20 protein-coding genes and 1 tRNA gene are annotated in these 21077 nt (G+C 63.2%); 15 read left to right on the forward strand and 6 right to left on the reverse strand.

What is annotated here, in order from left to right; all coding sequences use genetic code 11:
- Window positions 1-5: 5 nt before the first annotated feature.
- From FGD77_RS13050 to FGD77_RS13065, 4 genes are all read left to right on the forward strand, one after another.
- Complete coding sequence (locus tag FGD77_RS13050; RefSeq protein ID WP_255010318.1) at window positions 6-365, forward strand: hypothetical protein; 360 nt, start codon at window positions 6-8, stop codon at window positions 363-365.
- Between the two features lie 397 nt (window positions 366-762).
- The gene (locus FGD77_RS13055; protein ID WP_255010321.1) at window positions 763-984 is read left to right on the forward strand and encodes a hypothetical protein; all 222 of its coding nucleotides are present in this window, start codon (window positions 763-765) and stop codon (window positions 982-984) included.
- Window positions 985-1111: 127 nt separating this feature from the next.
- Entirely contained in the window at window positions 1112-3112 is a 2001-nt protein-coding gene (locus FGD77_RS13060) for an acetyl/propionyl/methylcrotonyl-CoA carboxylase subunit alpha (RefSeq protein WP_255010323.1), read from the forward strand.
- A 4-nt stretch (window positions 3113-3116) separates the two neighbouring features.
- Entirely contained in the window at window positions 3117-3668 is a 552-nt protein-coding gene (locus FGD77_RS13065; RefSeq protein ID WP_255010325.1) for a hypothetical protein, read from the forward strand.
- A 13-nt stretch (window positions 3669-3681) separates the two neighbouring features.
- Here the strand turns inward: FGD77_RS13065 and FGD77_RS13070 are convergent, their stop codons facing one another.
- The gene (locus tag FGD77_RS13070; protein WP_255010327.1) at window positions 3682-4167 is read right to left on the reverse strand and encodes a DUF4174 domain-containing protein; all 486 of its coding nucleotides are present in this window, start codon (window positions 4165-4167) and stop codon (window positions 3682-3684) included.
- A gap of 261 nt (window positions 4168-4428) precedes the next feature.
- Between FGD77_RS13070 and scpA the strand changes: the two genes are divergently transcribed.
- Window positions 4429-6561 carry a methylmalonyl-CoA mutase gene (gene scpA, locus FGD77_RS13075; RefSeq protein WP_255010330.1) on the forward strand — a complete coding sequence of 711 codons (2133 nt, stop codon included), beginning with the start codon at window positions 4429-4431 and terminating at the stop codon, window positions 6559-6561.
- A 153-nt stretch (window positions 6562-6714) separates the two neighbouring features.
- Here scpA and FGD77_RS13080 read toward each other — a convergent pair.
- Window positions 6715-6790 (reverse strand) — tRNA-Met (locus FGD77_RS13080).
- Window positions 6791-6973: 183 nt separating this feature from the next.
- Here FGD77_RS13080 and FGD77_RS13085 point away from each other — a divergent pair.
- The 4 genes from FGD77_RS13085 (at window position 6974) to FGD77_RS13100 (ending at window position 9779) form a co-directional block, all read left to right on the forward strand.
- Entirely contained in the window at window positions 6974-7585 is a 612-nt protein-coding gene (locus FGD77_RS13085) for a VOC family protein (protein WP_255010334.1), read from the forward strand.
- A gap of 76 nt (window positions 7586-7661) precedes the next feature.
- Complete coding sequence (locus tag FGD77_RS13090) at window positions 7662-8345, forward strand: molecular chaperone DjiA (RefSeq protein WP_255010338.1); 684 nt, start codon at window positions 7662-7664, stop codon at window positions 8343-8345.
- Window positions 8342-9367 carry an endonuclease/exonuclease/phosphatase family protein gene (locus FGD77_RS13095; RefSeq protein WP_255010340.1) on the forward strand — a complete coding sequence of 342 codons (1026 nt, stop codon included), beginning with the start codon at window positions 8342-8344 and terminating at the stop codon, window positions 9365-9367. Before FGD77_RS13090 ends, FGD77_RS13095 begins: the two co-directional genes overlap by 4 nt.
- Window positions 9368-9404: 37 nt before the next feature.
- A complete protein-coding gene (locus tag FGD77_RS13100; RefSeq protein WP_255010342.1) occupies window positions 9405-9779 on the forward strand; it encodes a hypothetical protein in 375 nt (124 codons plus the stop codon).
- A gap of 12 nt (window positions 9780-9791) precedes the next feature.
- On the opposite strand, the gene FGD77_RS13105 is transcribed toward FGD77_RS13100, so the two are convergent.
- The 4 genes from FGD77_RS13105 to FGD77_RS13120 form a co-directional block, all read right to left on the reverse strand.
- Entirely contained in the window at window positions 9792-11357 is a 1566-nt protein-coding gene (locus tag FGD77_RS13105) for a Ppx/GppA family phosphatase (protein ID WP_255010344.1), read from the reverse strand.
- 73 nt (window positions 11358-11430) lie between these two features.
- The gene (locus tag FGD77_RS13110) at window positions 11431-13605 is read right to left on the reverse strand and encodes an RNA degradosome polyphosphate kinase (RefSeq protein WP_255010348.1); all 2175 of its coding nucleotides are present in this window, start codon (window positions 13603-13605) and stop codon (window positions 11431-11433) included.
- Between the two features lie 67 nt (window positions 13606-13672).
- Complete coding sequence (locus tag FGD77_RS13115) at window positions 13673-14371, reverse strand: DnaA/Hda family protein (protein WP_255014208.1); 699 nt, start codon at window positions 14369-14371, stop codon at window positions 13673-13675.
- An 8-nt stretch (window positions 14372-14379) separates the two neighbouring features.
- Window positions 14380-15444: an AI-2E family transporter gene (locus tag FGD77_RS13120; RefSeq protein ID WP_255010351.1), complete on the reverse strand. Its 1065-nt coding sequence runs from the start codon at window positions 15442-15444 to the stop codon at window positions 14380-14382.
- A 152-nt stretch (window positions 15445-15596) separates the two neighbouring features.
- On the opposite strand from FGD77_RS13120, the gene proS reads away from it, so the two are divergent.
- The 6 genes from proS to FGD77_RS13150 all read left to right on the forward strand — a co-directional run bounded on the left by proS (window position 15597) and on the right by FGD77_RS13150 (window position 21006).
- The gene (gene proS, locus FGD77_RS13125) at window positions 15597-16952 is read left to right on the forward strand and encodes a proline--tRNA ligase (RefSeq protein ID WP_255014210.1); all 1356 of its coding nucleotides are present in this window, start codon (window positions 15597-15599) and stop codon (window positions 16950-16952) included.
- A gap of 3 nt (window positions 16953-16955) precedes the next feature.
- Entirely contained in the window at window positions 16956-17459 is a 504-nt protein-coding gene (locus FGD77_RS13130; RefSeq protein ID WP_255010353.1) for a DUF2937 family protein, read from the forward strand.
- A 92-nt stretch (window positions 17460-17551) separates the two neighbouring features.
- On the forward strand, window positions 17552-18802 hold the full coding sequence (locus tag FGD77_RS13135; RefSeq protein ID WP_255014212.1) for a lipoprotein-releasing ABC transporter permease subunit: 1251 nt from the start codon (window positions 17552-17554) through the stop codon (window positions 18800-18802).
- The gene (locus FGD77_RS13140; protein ID WP_255010355.1) at window positions 18795-19478 is read left to right on the forward strand and encodes an ABC transporter ATP-binding protein; all 684 of its coding nucleotides are present in this window, start codon (window positions 18795-18797) and stop codon (window positions 19476-19478) included. Before FGD77_RS13135 ends, FGD77_RS13140 begins: the two co-directional genes overlap by 8 nt.
- Window positions 19479-19543: 65 nt before the next feature.
- Window positions 19544-20539, forward strand: coding sequence for an Ldh family oxidoreductase (locus FGD77_RS13145; RefSeq protein ID WP_255010356.1), 996 nt, complete (start codon window positions 19544-19546; stop codon window positions 20537-20539).
- A 59-nt stretch (window positions 20540-20598) separates the two neighbouring features.
- Window positions 20599-21006, forward strand: a complete 408-nt coding sequence (locus FGD77_RS13150; RefSeq protein WP_255010358.1) for a DUF4864 domain-containing protein — start codon at window positions 20599-20601, stop codon at window positions 21004-21006.
- The last annotated feature ends 71 nt before the right edge of the window (window positions 21007-21077 follow it).

A 21077-nucleotide genomic window follows, 5' to 3' on the forward strand; every position in this document is an offset into this window, starting at 1 on the left:
GCAGCATGATCAAGCATCGCGGATTCCCCGGCAGATTGCCGAGTACCGATTTTCAATTCACCATTCGCCGCGCCAATCCCAAGGGCGCGACGCCGCTGACCCGGCGGGAGCGTTTCGCTGACCGGCGTCCGCCTGATCGGCGGGCCGACATTGCGTTTGTCGCGGCCTTGTGGGCGAATTTCGGCGATCAGCCGTTCGAGCGCGGCAACCTAGATGCTGGCCGCCTGTCGTGGCTATTGGGGCGCGAGGTGCTTACGGTCAGCGATCCGTTCGATCCCACGGACTACGAAGCGCTGCTGGTGCTGGATGTCGATGCGGCGCGGCGCGCCTTTCCGACGGCCTTTGACGGGGCAGATGACGTATGACACTGGCCGTAGGTCATATGGCCCCGGCCCGGGTGGTTCGCGTCGCAGGCGCGAATTCGCCAATCGCCGCGCCAATTGCGCGGAATACAGCCGATAATTGTATTGGCCGGATAATGCGCTTGGCCCGACCTTCGGTCGATGGCAGCGTGGAAACAGTAGTGGCGGGCCTTCCCCAAGGGTCCGGGGCACCTTGTCCAAACCGTTACCCTTCCCCTTATGAGCGGCGTTGCGCTGTAAACCGCACGCCGCTCCTTTTTTGTTCAACATCAGATGCCTGCAAGCATAGGCGGGACCCCGCGCAGTGGCGGGTCATACGGGTTTGTTCCTTTGACGTTCAGGCTGTTTTGACCTCTAATTGCAGGGCAAGATCCGCTCCGGAAATAAGAGGCAGTTCCCCATGCGTAGAGCATTCAAAAAACAATCCAAGGCTGTATTTGCGATTCTGGCCCTGTCCGCACTCGCCGCATGCGGCGACACGCTGGGCAAGCAGGCCCTTATCGGCGGCGGCGCCGGATTGGGCACAGCGGCCGTGCTGGACGGCAACCTCGCTGCCGGCGCGTTGGTCGGTGCGGCAGGCAACGTCGCGTACTGCCAGTCCTTCCCGGAACGCTGCAAGTAACACGCGCCGCCTACCTGGCGTCCGAATCATTCATCATGGGACCATCCGTGCCGACCGGCGCGGGTGGTCTCTGCCGTTTTCGGCCCCGGCGCTGCGGCGCGGGGCATGCATTTAAAGGGGACACGCCATGTTCAAGAAGATCCTGATTGCCAACCGGGGCGAGATCGCCTGCCGCGTCATCAAGACCGCGCGCCAGATGGGTATCCAGACCGTCGCCATCTATTCTGACGCTGACCGTAATGCGCTGCATGTCCGCATGGCAGATGAGGCGGTGCATATCGGCCCACCCCCTGCCAACGAGTCCTATATCGTCATTGACAAGGTGATGGACGCCATCCGCCAGACTGGCGCCGAGGCGGTGCATCCCGGCTATGGTTTCCTGTCGGAGAATGCGAAATTCGCCGAGGCGCTGGAGGCCGAAGGTGTCGTCTTTGTCGGACCGCCCAAAAAGGCGATCGAGGCCATGGGAGACAAGATTACCTCCAAGAAACTGGCGCAGGAGGCCGGCGTGTCGACAGTGCCCGGTTACATGGGCCTGATCAAAGATGCCGAGGACGCGGTCAAGATTTCGAACCAGGTCGGCTATCCGGTGATGATCAAGGCCAGCGCCGGGGGCGGTGGCAAGGGGATGCGCATCGCCTGGAATGATGATGAGGCGCGCGAGGGTTTCCAAAGCTCAAAGAACGAGGCGGCCAGCAGCTTTGGCGACGACCGGATTTTCATCGAAAAATTCGTCACGCAGCCGCGCCATATCGAAATTCAGGTTCTGTGCGACGCGCATGGCAATGGCATCTATCTGGGCGAGCGGGAATGTTCGATCCAGCGCCGCAATCAGAAGGTCATCGAAGAGGCGCCCAGCCCGTTTCTGGACGAGGAAACCCGCAAGGCAATGGGCGAGCAGGCCGTCGCGCTGGCGCAGGCTGTAGACTATACCAGTGCCGGGACGGTGGAATTCATCGTCGATGGCGACCGGAATTTCTACTTCCTTGAGATGAACACGCGCCTTCAGGTGGAACATCCGGTGACCGAGCTGATCACCGGCGTCGATCTGGTCGAACAGATGATCCGTGTTGCGAATGGCGAGCCGCTGACGATCAAGCAAAGCGACGTCAAGCTGAACGGCTGGGCGATGGAATGCCGTCTGTATGCCGAAGATCCCTATCGCAATTTCCTGCCCTCCATCGGGCGCCTGACCCGGTATCGCCCGCCAGAGGAGGTGAGCGTCGCTGGTGCCATCGTGCGCAATGACACCGGCGTCTATGAGGGCGGCGAGATCAGCATGTATTACGACCCCATGATTGCCAAGCTGTGTACCTGGGGCCCCGACCGGGCCGCGTCGATCGAGGGGATGCGCGTCGCGCTCGACAGTTTCGAGGTCGAGGGGATCGGGCATAACCTGCCATTCCTGTCGGCGGTCATGGACCACCCCAAGTTTGCTTCCGGCGACATCACCACTGCCTTTATCGCCGAGGAGTATCCCGACGGCTTTGAGGGGGCAGAACTGGACGAGGCGTCGCTGCGCCGCATCGCGGCCTCCTGCGCAGCCATGCACCGCGTCGCCGAGATACGGCGCACGCGCATTTCGGGCCGAATGGACAACCACGAGCGCAAGGTTGGCGACGATTGGAACGTTGCAGTCAAGGGCAGCAGCTATGACGTCATCATCGCCGCCCGGCGCGGCGGTGCGACCGTTACCTTTGCCGATGGTGGCAGTGTCGATGTCGCGTCCGACTGGACGCCGGGCGATCATCTGGCCCGGCTGGACGTGGATGGCGCGCCGCTGGTTCTGAAGGTCGGCAAGGTTTCGGGCGGGTTTCGCATCCGCAGCCGGGGGGCGGATTTAAAGGTGCATGTGCGCACGCCGCGCCAGGCCGAGTTGGCTGCGCGCATGCCCGAAAAACTGCCGCCCGACACATCGAAACTGCTGCTGTGCCCGATGCCCGGCCTGATCGTGAAGGTCAACGTCGAGGTTGGCGAAGAGGTGCAGGAGGGTCAGGCGCTGTGCACTGTCGAGGCGATGAAGATGGAGAATATCCTGCGCGCCGAAAAGCGGGCTGTTGTCAGCGCCATCAACGCGGGGCCGGGCGACAGTCTGGCCGTCGACGAAGTGATCATGGAATTCGAGTGATCCGGTGATTTGCCCGCGTTCCAGCCCTGCGGACGCCGCCCCGCACCGCCAGCGCGCCGTCTGGCGTCTCGGCGTGCTATGCGCCGGGGCGCTGGCGCTGGCAGGGTGCAATCGAACGAACGAGGCCGACCTGCGGGCCTTGTTGGCCGGGTGGCTCCCCCTGGGCGAGACGATGTCGTTTGCGGCCACGGGCAGTTGCGCGGCGGGGCTTTTTCAGGTGGTCGACTCGCGCATCGCATCGCGTATGCGCATCGCCAACAGCGTACGTGAGGCGGCGATGATACTGAAATCACATGATCAGGTCGCAATCGTCGCATCCCGACTGACCCCCGATGCCGCGCTGCTGGAACTGATCGAGATCGAGCGCCCCACCGGCATGCAGATGCGTCTCGCTGGTCTTGAGGGGCGGGCTTGCATGGACCCCGCCGCCGAGGCGGCCTTTGCCGCCGCGCTGGTCAATCCGGCGGCGGTGGTGCTGATGGATCGCGGCACAGGCGTGCTGGCTCTGATGGATGTCGAGGACGGGCTGTTGATCGCTGCGATGGGGGCGGAGTGATGCGCGCCGCGTGCTATGATGGGCCGCTGGTCTTGTCGGCGCCGGGGCCATCGCGGCGTTCCCGGATCTCTTGCTGGCGCATCGGCAGCTTGTCGATGGTTCGGCTGATTTCGCGCACGTCCCACGGCAGTGGTTTGCGCAGGTATATGGTGCCGTCCTTGACGATCAACACCAGCATGAAGCCGCGCGGATGCAGCCGGTCGCGCAGCGGGCCGCGCGCCTCCGGGTCCGTATCGGTCAGCACGACGACATCGCGCGCGGCCAATTCATCGCTGCGCGCTGTCAGCATTTCCATCTGCTGCACGAAACGCGGATCGTTCGGGCTGTCGGCAAAAACGACCAATGGCCGGTTTGTCCATAGAAATTGCTTTAGATCGACGTCTGATGCGTCGACGAAGACGGATGGCACTGCCGCGTCCCCAGCGCCGGCAGCAGCCTCTTGCGCCACGAGCGGAAAACCGAAAAGGCAAGTGAAAACAAAGATGAGAATAGGTTTCATAGGCGCTCCTGTTACAGAAGATATAGTTATATCGGGCGCGATTGCGATGCAAAAAGAGCGGTGCGGGCAGCTATATCAGATACTGCACGCGCGGGCGACGTCGCTGGCACGCTTAATCGCATCGTCAACACTGTGGGCTAGGGCCGTGTGCGACCCCCCGCAGCGACTCGCGCTGCCGTACCGGCAACACACATAGAGGAACCGGGCGCAGATCAGGCGGTACAACACCGCAGATCTTGGCCCAGACAAGAGGACAAAGATATGACGAAAAAGGCGCAAGACGAGTGGCGCAAGCTGGCCGAGGCAGAGCTGCGCGGGCGGCCATTGGAGGATCTGACCTGGCACACTATCGAGGGGATCGACGTCAAACCCCTGTATACCGAGGATGACATCGCCGGGCTGGACCATCTGGGCACCATCCCCGGCGCCGCGCCTTTTACCCGGGGGGTCAAGGCGACGATGTATGCCGGGCGTCCCTGGACGATCCGGCAATATGCCGGATTTTCGACGGCAGAGGAGTCAAACGCGTTTTATCGCCGCAATCTGGCGGCGGGACAGCAAGGTGTGTCGGTGGCGTTCGATCTGGCCACCCATCGCGGCTATGACAGTGACCACCCCCGGGTTGAGGGCGATGTAGGCAAGGCTGGCGTTGCCATCGATTCGGTCGAGGACATGAAGATCCTTTTCGACCAGATCCCGCTGGATCAGGTCAGCGTTTCGATGACGATGAACGGCGCGGTCATTCCGATCCTTGCCAGCTTTATCGTCGCGGGCGAAGAGCAGGGGCATGACAAATCGGTCCTGTCGGGCACCATTCAGAACGACATTCTGAAGGAGTTCATGGTGCGGAATACTTACGTCTATCCGCCCCAGCCCAGCATGCGCATCATCAGCGATATCATCGAATATACATCAGGCGGCATGCCGAAGTTCAACTCGATCTCGATTTCCGGCTATCACATGCAGGAGGCTGGCGCGAACCTGGTGCAGGAGTTGGCCTATACCTTGGCCGACGGGCGCGAATATGTGCGCGCCGCGATCGAGGCGGGGATGGATGTCGACAAATTCGCCGGGCGGCTCAGCTTTTTCTTCGCCATCGGCATGAACTTCTTCATGGAGGCGGCCAAGCTGCGCGCGGCGCGCCTGCTGTGGCACAAGATCATGACCGAATTCGGCGCGCAGAACGAGCGGTCGAAAATGCTGCGGACCCATTGCCAGACGTCAGGTGTCAGCCTGCAGGAGCAGGACCCCTACAACAACGTCATCCGCACCGCCTATGAGGCGATGAGCGCGGTTCTGGGCGGGACCCAGTCGCTGCACACCAACGCTCTGGACGAGGCGATGGCACTGCCGACCGAATTTAGCGCCCGGATCGCCCGTAACACCCAACTGATCCTGCAGGAAGAAACCGGTGTGACCGCCGTCGTCGATCCGCTGGCGGGCAGCTATTACGTCGAAAGCCTGACTGCCGAATTGGTTGAAAAGGCCTGGGCGTTGATCGAGGAAGTCGAGGAAATGGGCGGCATGACCAAGGCCGTGGCCTCCGGCATGCCCAAGCTGCGGATCGAGGAATCGGCCGCAACGCGACAGGCAATGATCGACCGTGGGACCGAAGTGATCGTCGGCGTGAATAAGTATCGCCGCGACAACGAAGACCCGATAGATTTGCTGGATATCGACAATTCGGCGGTGCGCGACAGCCAGATCGCCCGGTTGGAGCGGATCCGCGCCAACCGCGACGAGGACGTTTGCACCAAGGCGCTGGACGAGTTGGAGCGCCGGGCACGCGACGGCGGCAATCTGCTGGAAGCAGCGGTCGAGGCGGCGCGCGCGCGCGCATCAGTAGGAGAGATTTCAATGAGCATGGAAAAGGTGTTCGGTCGCCATCGCGCCGAGGTCAAGACATTGGCCGGCGTCTATGGCGCGGCCTATGAGGGCGATGAAGGTTTCGCCGCTATCCAGAAATCGGTTGAGGATTTTGCCGAAGAGGAGGGGCGCCGCCCTCGGATGTTGGTGGTCAAGATGGGTCAGGACGGGCATGACCGGGGGGCGAAGGTGATCGCGACGGCCTTTGCCGATATCGGCTTTGACGTCGATGTGGGTCCGCTGTTCCAGACGCCTGACGAGGCGGCGCAGGATGCCGTCGACAACGACGTCCATGTCATCGGCATTTCCAGCCAGGCCGCCGGGCACAAGACGCTGGCGCCCAAGCTGGTCGAGGCGCTGCGCGCCAAGGGGGCTGGCGACATTCTGGTCATCTGTGGCGGGGTGATACCCCAACAGGATTACAAATTCCTGAAGGATGCAGGGGTCAAGGCGATCTTTGGCCCGGGCACGAACATTCCCGATGCGGCGCAGGATATTTTGAAAATGATCCGCGAGACGCGGGGATAGGTCTTGATTTCAGGATGATAGGGCGCCGGGTGAAAGTCCGGCGTCAATTTTCTACGCAACTGCCCGTTCTTGGCATTTCGCTTCGCAAAACGCCTGTCGCTACTGTGCGTGAGGGAAGATTGTGGGGTGCCACTTTGTTGTGCAAGGTGACTTTGGTGGCGTGAGGTGGATTTGAACCACCGACCTAACGATTATGAGTCGTTTGCTCTAACCCCTGAGCTACCACGCCATGGGCGCGTGGCTATGGCAGCAGCGCGTGCCCGTCAAGACGGAAAACGGCACAGGCCCGCCGGAAAATGACATTCGTGGCGGCGCGGGTGATCTAACGCCGCGCTGCCTGTCAAAAATTGCAACCAGCGCGGCGTCTGGGTATGCCATGGGCATTGCGATATGGCCGGAAAGGGACAGGGACATGTTGGAACTTGATCATATCGCGGTTGCCGCGACCACGCTGGAGAAGGGGGCGGACTGGGTGCATCGCGCCTTGGGCGTGGCGCCCGGACCGGGCGGGCAGCATGCGCATTTCGGCACTCATAACCGATTGCTGGGGCTGGAGGATGGGCTGTATCTGGAGGTGATCGCGATCGACCCGGACGCGCCGCCGCTTGGCCATGCGCGCTGGTTCGATCTGGATCGGTTCAGTGGCGCGCCGCGCATTGGCAACTGGATCTGCCGCACCGACGATCTGGAGGGCGCGCAGGCCGCGCTGCCGGGCATCGGCGCTCAGGTGCCGCTGGAACGGGGCGATCTGCGATGGCGTATGGCGGTGCCGGAAAATGGGCAACTGCCGTTTGACGACTGCCACCCCGCGGTGATCCAGTGGGATTGCGCGCGCCACCCGGCGGCGTCTCTGCCTGCCACGGGCATCGCGCTGCGGCGGTTGATTGTCTGCCATCCGCATGCGGACGCGCTGCGCGCGGGTTTGGCGGGACAACTGGCTGAAGACAGGGTGGCGTTCGAGGTGGGACCGGTCGGATTACGGGCCGAATTCGACACGCCCGAGGGGCAGCGCATTCTGGGATAGAACTGCGCGTAGGATTTTGTGATAATCTGGGCCGGATCGCGCTGACACTGGTGCTGAAACGCTCTAGGGTTGCGCCATGTCTCTCTGGACCCGCATAACCGAGGCCGTGTCGGCCCTTGCCAATGGCGAGGGTCTCAGCGCCGTGTTCGACCGCTTGCGCACCCCGCCCGAGCGTAGCGTGGCGTTCGCCATCGCAGTGATCGCGCTGGGCGCGAAGATGGCCAAGGCCGATGGGCAGGTCACGCGCGGCGAGGTCGCGGCGTTCCGCGAAGTGTTTCAGATCGCGCAAGAGGACGAGGCAGGCGCCGCGCGCGTGTTCAATCTGGCGCGCCAAGACGTGGCCGGATTCGAGGAGTACGCCGCCCGGATCAAGGCGATGTTCGGCGATGACACTGACGCGCTGTGCGATCTGATGGAGGGGCTGTTTCACATCGCCATGGCCGATGGGCGGTATCACCCGGCCGAGAACATCTTTCTTGAGCGTGTGGCCGAGATTTTCGGCCTGAAATCCAGTGAGTTTCAGCGCATGCGCTGCCGTTTTGTGCCGGGCGCTGCACCGGACCCTTATCAGGTGTTGGGCGCGTCGCCGGATGACAGTCTGGCCGAGGTGCGAAAGCGGTATCGCGCGCTGGTGCGCGAGACACATCCCGACCGCATGATGGCCCGCGGTGTGCCGGTCGAGGCGATGCGCCTTGCGGAAAAGCGGATGATCGACATCAACCGCGCGTGGGAGCAAGTCGAAGCCGCGCATCGCGGATGAGGCTGGCGACCTGGAATATCGAATGGTTCAACAGCCTGTTTGCCGATGACGGCGCGCTGCTGGATGATGGTGGCTGGGCGTCGCGCCATAACGTGACGCGCGGCGATCAACTGGCGGCGGTGGGCGGGGTGATGCGCGCGCTGGACGCGGATGCGCTGATGATCATCGAGGCGCCCGATCACAGCGCCCGACGCAGCACCGTGACCGCACTGGAGCGATTTGCGGATGTGATGGGCCTGCGTACGCGGCGTGCACTGGTGGGATTCACCAACGATACCCAGCAGGAGATCGCGCTGCTCTACGATCCGGACGTCGTTCAGGCGGTGCACGACCCGCAGGGCGACGCGACGGGCAAACGCGGCAGCAGTGATGCGCCGCGTTTCGACGGGGTATTCCGAATCGATCTGGATATTGACGCGGTCGAGGATCTGGTGCGTTTTTCCAAGCCGCCGCTGGAGGTACGGCTGACAACGCGCTCGGGCTTCGTACTGCGCCTGATCGGTGTGCATCTGAAATCCAAGGCGCCGCATGGCGCCAACACACCTGCGGATGTCATGCGCATCGCCATTGCCAACCGGCGCAAGCAACTGGCGCAGGCGGTCTGGTTGCGTGCGCGCATATTGGCGCATCTGGAGGCGGGCGAGCCCCTGATCGTGCTGGGCGATCTCAACGATGGCCCGGGCCTGGATGAATATGAGGGGCTGTTTGGCCGCTCTTCGGTCGAGGTGGTACTGGGCGAGGGCGAGGCGCTGCGCCTGTTTGATCCACACGCGCGCAGTGCGCTGGGGCAAAAGATCGGGGCGGTTCACAGCACGTCGCGGTTCTATCTGGGCCATGAGGGGCGGTATCTGCAGGCGCTGTTGGATTATATCATGGTCTCGCCCGATCTGCTGGCGCGTGGTCCGGCGTGGCGGATCTGGCATCCGTTCGATGATCCGGCCTGTTACGGCGACGATGCGTTGCGCGGAGCGCTGCTGACGGCGTCGGACCATTTCCCGGTAACGCTGGATATCGACGCATAGGCTTAAATTCGGCGAAATTCGTGCTATATTGAGCCTCATGAGACAGATCCTGATCACCGCCGCCGCAGCCCTGATGTTGGCAACGCCCGCCGTTCATGCCGAGGAGGATGCCCCCTCGCAGGATGGTCCTTCGCTGATCGAGCAGGGCGCGCGCTTGTTCTTTGAGGGGTTGATGCAAGAGACACGCCCGGCGATGGAAGGCATGAAGGAGATGGCCGATCGGCTGGGTCCGCAATTGCGCCACTTCGCGCAGGAAATGGGTCCGGCGCTGGCCGATATCCTGAAGGATGTCGAGGATCTGAGTGTCTATGAGGCGCCGGAAAAATTGCCCAATGGAGACATCATCATCCGGCGTAAACCGGTTGAGGACAGCGCACCGGAGCTGCCGCCGCAGGACGAGATCGAGATCTGAGGTGGACAGGCTCTAGGGCGCTATGGCGCCTTTGACCACCGGCTGCGAGTCGAGCGATGCGGCGAGGGATGTAAATCGCGCCTGCGCGACCTCGCCAAACATGGCCGCCGCCTCGGGGGCGAGGTTGAATTCGAGGATCCGTTTCTTGGGGTAGAAATGCAGCTTGCCCGGATCGGCGTCGCGCTGAGGCCATAGCATCGCGCCAAAGCGCATCGCCCTGCCCAGAATTTCGGCGTCGCGGCGCATCGGCGCGTCGATCATCTGGCTGACCTTTTCGATCCGCGTGACGCTGCGCGAATTGGAGTAACGGTGCAGCAGTGCAAGACCCAGAAAAACCCGTTCGGAGTGTTTCAGCCCGCCCAGGTTGGCGCGGGTGGCCGTGTCAAAGCAGATATCGGCGCGATAGTCGGGATGCGCACGCCAGTTGACGTCATGCAGAAGGCACGCGGCCTTGATCAGGCGCACGCGTTCGGGGCGGGCGCGTTTGAACAGCGGCATGATGAAGTGATACAGCATCTTGCCAAAGCCGGGAACGCGCGCATCCTTGGCTTCGGTGAAACGGCATGCCTCGATCAGGGGGTCGCGGTCGCGCAATTGCTGGGGCATCTGTTCGTACAGCATCCCCTCGCGGATGCCGTAGCTGGAGATGGCGATATCGTGGGGTTTGAACGTGCGTACCAGTTCGCGCAGCACCTCGGCGGCCTGCGGAACCAGCGCCATCCGGGCAGACGAGACGCCTGCGCGTTGACGCAGCGCGGTCAGATCCGGCGCCTCGTGAATATAGCGCAGCGTGTCGCGCACGGATGAGGCGCGCATGCGGTATTCGTGCAGCACGTTCAGGGGGTATCCGCGCCGCTCCATGTCGATCCGCGCAATCGCCCGCCATGAGCCGCCGACCAGGAACAGGCGGTTCTTTTGTTCGCCCAGCTCGGTCGTCATCGACTCTATGGTATTACGGATATAGGTGCGGCGTGCCTTGGAACCGCCTTTGAGATCGCGCAGCTTCAACGGGCCAAGCTGCGAGGTGACGCGCCGACCCACGGTGCCACCGTTGATTTCGGCCAGCTCCATCGACGACCCGCCGATATCGCAGACCAACCCGTAGGCGCCGGGCCAGCCCAGCAGCACGCCCTGGGCAGACAGCCGCGCCTCTTCGCGCCCGTCGATCACCCACAGATCAAGGCCGGTCAGCGCCTTGACCTCGGCCTGAAAGTCGGCGCCGTCGGCGGCGTCGCGCACGGCGGCGGTGGCGACGCAGGTCAGTGGGCCGGTGTCCATCGCGCGCGCCAGATGGGCAAAGCGGTGCAGCGCGTTCAGTGCGCGGGCGCGCCCTTCGGGGTTCAGGCGCCCCGTCTCAAGCATCCCGGCGCCGAGGCCGCACATGATTTTCTCGTTGAAGAAATAGGCCGGGCTGCGCGCCGCGCCGTCAAAGACCACCAACCGGACCGAGTTCGATCCGACATCGACCACGCCGACCCGGCGCAGCGCCCGCGCCGATGGTTTGTTGAAAAGGGCACGGCCAAAGGGATTGCTGCCCGTGCTGCCGGAAGTTCCGCGATCGGTATCGGGTGCGTTCATTTTGCTATCAGCCGTTGTTGCGCCGATCCTGTTATGTGCTGACGGGTAAGTGCCGTCAACGCGCCGCGCTGCATTAATCCTCGGTGTGGGTCAGCTGCGGTACATCCGCCGCGCCCGCCGATCCGCGGCCCGACAGCGATGGGTTTTCCATGAAGAACCGGTGGCAGCTAAAGGCAAATTCACCCTCGGGCAGGGACGCGCGGGCAAAGCTGCCATCGGGCGCCATCACCCAGCTTTGGGCAACGTCGGCCATGTTGGCAGCCATGACCTGACTGGTGATCTGCGCCTTGACGGTGGGGTTCTGGATCTCGACCAGAGTTTCGACCCGGCGTTTCAGGTTGCGGCCCATCCAGTCGGCGGAGGAAATGAAAACGCGCGCCTTTTTATGCGGCAAGCCGTGGCCGCCCCCAAAGCAGACGATGCGGCTGTGTTCCAGAAACCGCCCGACGATGGATTTGACGCGGATGTTCTCGGACAGACCCTTGATACCGGGTCGCAGCCCGCAGATTCCGCGCACGACAAGGCTGATGCGCACGCCCGCATTGCTGGCGGCATAAAGGGCGTCGATGATGCCGGGATCGATCAGCGCGTTCATCTTGGCCCAGATTTCGGCGGGGCGGCCATTTTGGGCGTGCTCAATCTCGGTTGCGATCATCTCCAGCAGGCTTGACTTGAGGGTGATGGGCGAAATGGCGAGGTTTTCCAGCATTTCGGGCTGGGCATAGCCCGACAGGTAATTGAACACCTTGGTTGCATCGCGCCCCAGCACGCTGTCGCAGGTGAAAAACGAAAGGTCTGTATAGATGCGTGCCGTTATGGGGTGGTAATTTCCGGTGCCGAAATGGGTATAGGTGACCAGATTGTCGCCCTCGCGGCGCACGACGATGCTGATCTTGGCATGGGTTTTCAGATCAAGAAAGCCATAGACCACATGCGCGCCCGCGCGCTCCAGCCGACGGGACTGGCGGATGTTGGCGGCCTCGTCAAAGCGGGCCTTCAGTTCGACCAGCGCGGTGACGGATTTGCCGTTCTCGGCAGCCTCGCACAGGGCCTCGACGATGGGGGATTGGTTGGAGGTGCGGTAGAGCGTCTGCTTGATCGCCACCACATCGGGGTCGTTCGCCGCCTGTTTTAGGAACCGCACGACCATATCGAAGGTCTCGTACGGGTGGTGCAGCAGCATGTCCTTTTGGCGGATCGCGGCGAACATGTCGCCTTCGAAGTCCTGCACGCGTTCCGGCACGCGGGGCGCGAAGCTGGGCCATAGAAGGTCCGGGCGCGCGTCCAGCACCAACTCCTTGAGGTCGGCGAGGCCGATCATGCCGTCGACCTCGATCACCTCGTCGGAGGTGACGTGAAGCTCGTCCATGACGAGGCTACGCAGTGCCTCGGGCGCGTCGCGTGTGATATTCATGCGCACCACCTCGCCGCGGCGGCGGCGTTTCAGCGCCACCTCGAATTCGCGCACCAGATCTTCGGCCTCTTCCTCGACCTCCAGATCGCTGTCGCGCAGTACGCGAAAGGCGCAGTGCCCCTTGTATTTGTAGCCCGGAAAGAGGCTGTGCAGATGCAGGATCAGCAATGTCTCAAGCGGCAGGAAGCGATGTGCGCCTACCCCGGCGGGCAGGGCGACAAAGCGGTCGATCTGCTGCGGGATCGGCAACAGCGCCTGAAGTGGACGTTTGTCGCGGATACGGGTGAGGTTCAGGGCCAGAGAATAGCCAAGGTTCGGGATGAAGGGGAACGGATGCGCCGGATCGATCGCCAGCGGCGACAGGACCGGGAACACCTTGTTCAGAAAGACATCGGCCAGATAGGCGCGGTCGGCATCGTCCAGACCATCGCCGGTCATGATGGTGATGTTCTGCGTTCCCAGTTCGTCGCGCAAATGTTGATAGGTCTGCTGCTGCGCGCCCAGCAGTTTGCGCGCGTCCTCGTTGATCAGCACCAGTTGTTCGGCGGGGGTCAGGCCATCGGCGGCGGGGGTGGTGTTGCCCGCACGGGCCAATTCCCGCAGACCTGCGACGCGGACGTTATAGAATTCATCCAGATTGGTAGCCGAGATCGACAGAAAGCGCAGCCGCTCCAGCAGCGGCACGCGCGGGTTCTGCGCCTCTTCCAGCACGCGCCAGTTGAAGCCCAGCCAACTGAGTTCGCGATTATAGAAGCGGCCCGGCCCGGTCAGGTCGAGATCTGGCAGCTCTTGGGCCGCAGGAAGGGGTGAGGTCAGAAAATCGGCGTGGCTCATGAGTGTTGGATAAAGGCCTGATGTGACAAGGATATGACGGGTCGTGGTGCGCCGGATGAGTGTGGCGTCACAGGCCCAGCTTGTCCAGCACCTCGGCGGCCAGCGCGCGGGTGACGGGGCGGCGCCGCTCCAGCGCCAGCGTGTCCAGTGCGGCGACGACACGGCTGGCATCGTCGAAGGCGCGCGGCATGTGGCGCACCAGAAAGGGGATTGTGCCGGGGGTCGGCAGGATCTGGCGGTCGCCCATCTGTTTCATCAGGACGGCGGCCAGCAGGTCATCGTCTGGCTCCTTCAGGGTGCAGGTGGGCGTCGCCTGCATCCGGCTGGCCAGGTCGGGCAGGACCAGCGGCCAGTGGTTGGGCGCGGCGCGCGCGGTGATCAGCAGGGAATGCCCCTCGGCCAGTGCAAGGTTGTGCAGGTGAAACAGCGCCTCTTCGATCTCGCGCTCGCCTGCGATGGTATCGGCGGCCTCGAGAGCGACATGCCCGGCGGCGAGCGTTGGAATGTCGGCCCCCGGCAGATCGCGGGCTTGAATGATCCGGGCGCCGCTGAGATCCCGCCAGACATGGGCCAGATGCGTCTTGCCCGATCCGGCAGGGCCGTTCAGCACCAGCTTGCGTGCGGGCCAGTTCTGCCAGCTATCGATCAGTGCAACGGCGGTGGCGTTGGCCGAGGACACGTAAAAATCGTTCCGCCCGACGGCGGGCATCGTCTGCAGATTAAGGCTCAGCTGCCGGGGCTGCTTTGGGGGCCGCTTGCTGGACATGGACATGGCTATGCGTCTTGGTCCGGTGATCCGCGATACAGCTGGCTGTTTTTGTATTGCCCTGTCGCAAAGCGGGTGATCACGCCGATGGCGGCCGCAACGGGTACGGCGACCAGCATGCCGACAAACCCAAACAGTGCGCCGAACACCGACAGCGCGAAGATCAGCCAAACGGGGTGCAGTCCCACTGACCCGCCGACCAGGCGAGGTGTCAGGATGTTGCCCTCGATCACCTGACCCAGCGCAAAGATGCCGGCGATTATTCCAATGGCCAGCCAATCGCCCCAGAACTGGAACAGGGCCAGACCAATGGCCAGCACACCGCCGACAAGGGCGCCGACATAGGGGATAAAGGTCAGCAGACCCGCCGCAAACCCGACAACAAGGCCAAATTGCAGCCCCGCCAGCATCAGCGCCACTGCATAATACGTGCCAAGGATCAGGCAGACAGTGCCCATGCCGCGGATGAACCCCGACATCGTCTTGTCGATCTCGCGGGCCAGATAGCGGATCGTCGGCGCGTGTTCACGCGGCAGCAGGTCGTCGATCCGCGCGACCATGCGGTCCCAGTCATACAGCAGGTAGACCGCGACAACGGGCACGATCACGAACAGCACCAGCACGTTGATCAAGGAGGATACCGAGGACAGCACCGTTTCCAGCAACTCGCCGCCGCGTTCCTGAATCGACTCGCCCACGGCGGTCAGCGATTGGCGCAGGGCGCTGTTTTCATCGGCAACCTCTGGGAAACGTTCGGTCACGAAAGTCTGCAACTTGCGCGACAACTCGGGCGCTGTGTCCACCAGCGCGGTGGCCTGCGACGCAAGCGTCGGAATAACCAGTAGCGCCATGACGACAAAGATGATGAGTGTCAGGACCGCGATCACCCCGACAGACAATGCGCGGTTGAGGCCGATCTTTTGCAGGCGGTCGGCGAAGGGGTCCAGAAAATAGGCGATAGCCGCACCGACGATAAACGGCAGGATCACGTCACCCAGCAGCCATAGCACGCCCAAAAAGACCGCCGCAGCGATCCCCCAGTATTTCATCTGCGTCCCGATGGGCAAGGCCAAGGCATCCTTTCGGTGTGTCAGCTACACTTGAAGGAAGCGCCGCGCGCTTTCAAGTGCGGGTTTACTGCGCGAGGGGGCATGCCGCGCTTGCCCGGACGTGCGCAAAGCCATAAACGGGGGGCAAAATGCCCCTGACCCCCGAGAGGATCGCCATGCGCCTGTCCCGCTATTTTCTGCCCGTCCTGAAAGAGACGCCCGCCGAGGCGCAGATCGTGTCCCACCGCCTGATGCTGCGTGCAGGCATGATCAAGCAGGCGGGCGCCGGGATCTATTCGTGGCTTCCCCTGGGCTTCAAGGTGTTGCGCAAGCTGGAAAATATCGTCCATGAAGAACAGATGCGCGTGGGGCATATCCCGATGCTGATGCCGACGCTGCAATCGGCGGACCTGTGGCGCGAGAGCGGCCGTTTTGATGATTACGGCGAGGAAATGCTGCGCATCAAGGACCGGCAGGGGCGCGATCTGCTCTATGGTCCGACGAACGAGGAGATGATCACCGACATTTTCCGCGCTCATGTGGGCAGCTACAAGGACCTTCCGCTGACGCTGTATCATATCCAGTGGAAATTCCGAGACGAGATGCGCCCGCGCTTTGGCGTGATGCGGGGCCGCGAGTTTTACATGAAGGACGGCTACAACTTTGATCTGAATCGCGAGGATGCGCTGCATTCCTATAACCGGCATCTGGTCAGCTATCTGCGCACCTACGAGCGGATGGGCCTTCAGGCGATCCCGATGCGCGCGGATTCCGGCCCCATCGGCGGTGATGACACGCATGAGTTTCTGGTGCTGGCCGAAACCGGCGAAAGCGAAGTGTTCTATGATTCCGAGATCACCGAGCTGAAATTCGGCGATCGCGACGTCGACTATGATTCGCACGACGCCTGCCGTGCGGTGCTGGACGAATTCACCTCGCGCTATGCCCGTACGGACGAAACCCATGACGAGGCGCTGTTTGCCAAAATCCCCGAGGATCGGCGCCGCACAGCGCGCGGCATCGAAGTGGGGCAGATATTCTACTTCGGCACCAAGTATTCCGAGGCGATGGGCGCCACCGTTCAAGGCCCGGATGGCAAGCCTGTTCCGGTCCACATGGGCAGCCACGGCATCGGCGTCAGCCGTTTGGTCGGCGCGATCATCGAGGCCAGCCATGACGACAATGGCATAATCTGGCCCGAGGGCGTGACGCCATTTCATGCCGGGATCGTCAACCTGAAACAGGGCGACGCCGAGGCGGACGCGGCCTGCGAGGCATTGTATGCCGGGATCACGGCGCTGGGCCTTGACCCGCTCTATGACGACCGCGACGAACGGGCAGGCGGCAAGTTTGCCACGATGGATCTGATCGGCCTGCCGTGGCGGATCACCGTCGGCCCGCGCGGTCTGAAAAACGGTGTGGTCGAACTGACCAGCCGCCGCACCGGCGAGAGTGAGGAAATGCCGCCCGAGGACGCGATCAAGCGCCTCGCGCAGATCTATGCACCTCATCGCGGCACGCTGGTCGGCTAGGGGATGCTGGGCCGCGCGCTGATGTTGGCGGGGGGCCTTGCGGGGGCTGCGGGATTGTCGCAGTTCCCCGAGTTTTCGCAGCAATATGTGCAGCGCCTGGGCGGAGCGGTGGACGAGCTGCGCCGCTTTGTGGCCGAGTTCGACGCGGACGCCGCCGAGATCGGGCTGACGCGCAACGCTGCGCTGGCCGATCTGGGACAGGGCGGCGCGATGGGTGTTCAACGGGCCGAGACGATGGCGGGCGTGATCGTGCGGTTCGAGCATCTGTCTGCCGATCTGGCCGCGCTGCGCCGCGCCGGGCCATTCACCCGCGCCTACCGTGCCCGCAGTTTGGGTGACGGCGAGATTGCGAGCGCGGCATGGGCGGAATTCAAACCGGCGCTGCCGCTGAATTTTGAGGGCGGGGTGTTCGCCGGGGCCGGATTTCTGGGCGGTCTGGGCATTATGGCCGCCGCACTGGCGCTGCTGAAACTGCCGTTTCGGCGGCGCCGTGCCCGGTCTGCTTGACGGCGCTGGGCCCCCGGCGCAAGTTGCGCCCAACTTATCAGGAGTGAGTGCACGTGGCAGGCAAATCCGCCCCCTTCGCCCCGTTTGAATGGATGATCGCCTGGCGCTATCTGCGCGCCAAACGCGCCGAGGGCGGCGTCAGCGTGATGACGTGGATTTCGCTGATCGGGATCACTTTGGCCGTGCTGGCCCTGATCGCGACACTGGCCGTAAGGTCCGGGTTCCGCGCGGAATTCGTCGATACGATCCTCGGCTCGAACGCGCATGTAACCGTCTATAACGCGGGCGACGTCGACGGCGAAACCGGTCGGGTCGACCGGATGATCGCGGATTATCAGGCGATGGCGTCGCGCGTGCGCGAGGTGCCGGGCGTGACCCGTGTGGCCCCGCTGATCAAGGGTCAGGTCATGGCCAACGCGCGCGATCGTAATGCAGGTGTCGAGGTGTTCGGCATCACGCTGGACGACCTCAAGGGTATCCCGCGCATCGCCGATCCTAACACCGGGCAGGGCGATATCGAGCGGTTCGGGACGGGCATCGCCATCGGCTCGGGCGTGGCGCGTGAACTGGGCGTGGCTGTGGGCGACAGGATCAAGATCATCTCGCCCGGCGGGGTCAAGACGGCCTTCGGCACGACGCCGCGCGTCAATGCCTATGAGGTGGCCTATATCTTTAGCGCCGGGCGCTATGATATTGATCGTACGCGGGTATATATGCCGTTCGATGAGGCGCAGGGGTTCTTTAACCGCGAAGGTAAGGCTGATGAACTGGAGGTGATGGTGACCGACCCCGAGCATGTCGGCGATCTGGCAATCCCATTGATGCAGGCGGCGGGGGATCGCGCGCTGCTATGGACGTGGCAGGATCAAAGCGGGGGCTTCCTGCGCGCGTTGGAGGTCGAGGATAACGTGATGTTCATCATCCTGTCGATCCTCGTGCTGATTGCGGCGATGAATATCACCAGCGGCCTGATCATGCTGGTGAAGAACAAGGGACGCGACATCGGCATCCTGCGCACCATGGGCCTGACCGAGGGGTCGGTTCTGCGCGTCTTCTTTATCTGCGGGGCGTTTACCGGGATCATCGGCACGGCCATGGGCGTCATACTGGGGTGCCTTTTTGCCATCTATATCGACCCGCTATTCGGGTTTGTGAATTGGGCGATGGGCGGCGAGATCTGGGATCCGTCGGTGCGCGGCATCTATTACCTGCCTGCCAAGCTGCAATTTGGCGATGTCATGTCGGCGGTGACGCTGTCGTTGTCGCTGTCATTCATCGTCACGATCTTTCCCGCGCGCCGCGCCGCGCGGATGAACCCGGTGGAGGCGCTGCGCTATGAGTGATGCTGTGCTGAGCCTCAAGGGGATCAAGAAGATCTATAACCGCGGTAAGGAATCCGAGATCGCCGTGCTACGCGGCGCGGATCTGGAGATCGCGCGAGGCGAGATCGTCGCGCTGGTTGCGCCGTCGGGCGCGGGCAAGTCGACCTTGCTGCATATCGCCGGGCTGTTGGATACTGCGAACGCAGGCGAGGTGGCGATTGGCGGCACGGTGATGACGGCGCTGGGCGATCGGCGGCGCACCATCGCGCGGCGGCGCGATGTCGGGTTCGTGTATCAGTTCCACCACCTGCTGCCGGAGTTTACAGCGCTGGAGAATGTCGCGCTGCCGCAGCTGGCAGACGGCACCCCACGCAAGGAGGCCGAGGCGCGCGCGCAGGAATTGCTGGATCACGTAGGTGTCGGTCCGCGCGCCGGGCATCGCCCGTCGGCCATGTCGGGGGGCGAGCAGCAGCGCGTCGCGTTCTGCCGTGCGCTGGCAAATCAGCCGCGCCTGTTGCTGGCGGACGAGCCGACGGGCAATCTGGATCCGGGCACGGCCGATCAGGTATTCGCCACGTTGATGGGTCTGGTACGTGACACGGGGCTGTCGGCGCTGATCGCAACCCACAACCTGGAACTGGCGGCGCGGATGGACCGGGTGGTAAAACTGGATCAGGGGTTAATCGTACCGGGGTGATTGACGGCGCGCGCAGGCGCGAACAAAAGACAGGGTAACCAGCCACCAGCCAAGGAGCAGCCACTATGCCGCGTATCGAGATTTCCGAGATTGAGAAACTGTCAAAGGCCGCGCTGATGCGCCATGGCGCGGACGAGTGGATCGCCGCAAGCGTCGCGGATGCCATCCGTCAGGCCGAGGCAACGGGTAACCGGATTTGCGGGCTGTATTACTTGGAGAGCTACTGCCAGCAATTGCAGTCTGGTCGTGTCAACGGGACAGCCGTGCCCGAGGTCATGCGCCCGCGTCCCGGATCGGTGCGCGTCGATGCAAAGTTTGGCTTTGCGCAGGCAGCGTTCGAGCGCGCCTTGCCTGAGGCGGTGGCGGCGGCGCGGGACTGCGGTACCGCCTCGCTGGCGGTGTGCCATGCGCATACCTGCACGTCTCTGGGCTATTTCACCGGCCAGATCGCGCGTGCCGGGCTGATCGGGTTGGGGCTGACCAACGCCACGCCCATCGTCGCGCCGCCGGGCGGCAAGACGCGCGTGATCGGCACCAACCCCATCGCGTTTTCCGTGCCGGACGGGCAGGGCGGCATTGCGATGCAGTTCGACCAATCGACCACCACCGTTGCGCTGGGCAAGATCACGATGGCCAAGGCCGCGAATGAACCGATTCCCGAAGGCTGGGCCGTGGACAAGGATGGCAACCCGACGACGGATGCAGCGGCGGCGCTGGGCGGATCTCTGGTCAGCCTGGGCGCAGGTGCGGCGGGTTACAAGGGCTGGGGATTTGGCCTGATGGCCGAGATTCTGGCAGCGGGGCTGACCGGCAGTCTTGCCAGTCAGGATGTCGCGCCACTGAAGGCACCCGAGGGCGCGCCGCATGATCTGGGCCAGTTCTATCTGCTGATAGATCCCGGCATGTCCGACCATTTCGCGACTCGCCTCGCCCGCGTGGCCGAGGGCGTCGCAGCAAACGAGGGCGCGCGCATGCCGGGGCAGGGGCGTGTACTGGCCAAAACCGTTGAGGTGCCAGACACGCTGTGGTCTCAGGTGCAGGGACTGGCCGGGGCGGTCTGAGGCGTTTGATTTGATTTGACGCTTCGGCGCGATATCTCTCCCAGCAGGGAGGGATATAAATGAAACATATCATTTTTGCGCTTTGCGTTGTGGCCGGTGTTGCCTTTGGGACGCCGATACGCGCGCAGGAGGAGCCTATTCGCGCGGTCATATCTGCCCAGATCGAAGCGTTCGAGGCGGATGATTTAGACGCAGCGTTTACCTATGCCAGCCCCACGATACAGCGGATGTTCGGCACCGCGCAGAATTTTGAGACGATGGTCAAGAACGGCTATCCGATGGTCTGGCGCCCGGGCGATCTGAAATTCCTGGCGCTGGAGGAACGCGGCGGGCTGCTGTGGCAGGACGTGCTGGTGCGCGACCTGCAGGGCGCACTGCATATTCTGGAATACCAGATGCAGCAGGATGATGCTGGCTGGAAGATCAACGGCGTGACCATCCGCCGGGCCACTGCGGGCACTGCCTGACACGCGATTTGGCGGCAGGGCACCGTCACGGTGCTGCCAGAGGCGGTTAACCTTGGCTCTGTATTTCCCAC

The organism is Roseovarius sp. M141, assembly GCF_024355225.1.
Lineage (GTDB): Bacteria > Pseudomonadota > Alphaproteobacteria > Rhodobacterales > Rhodobacteraceae > Roseovarius.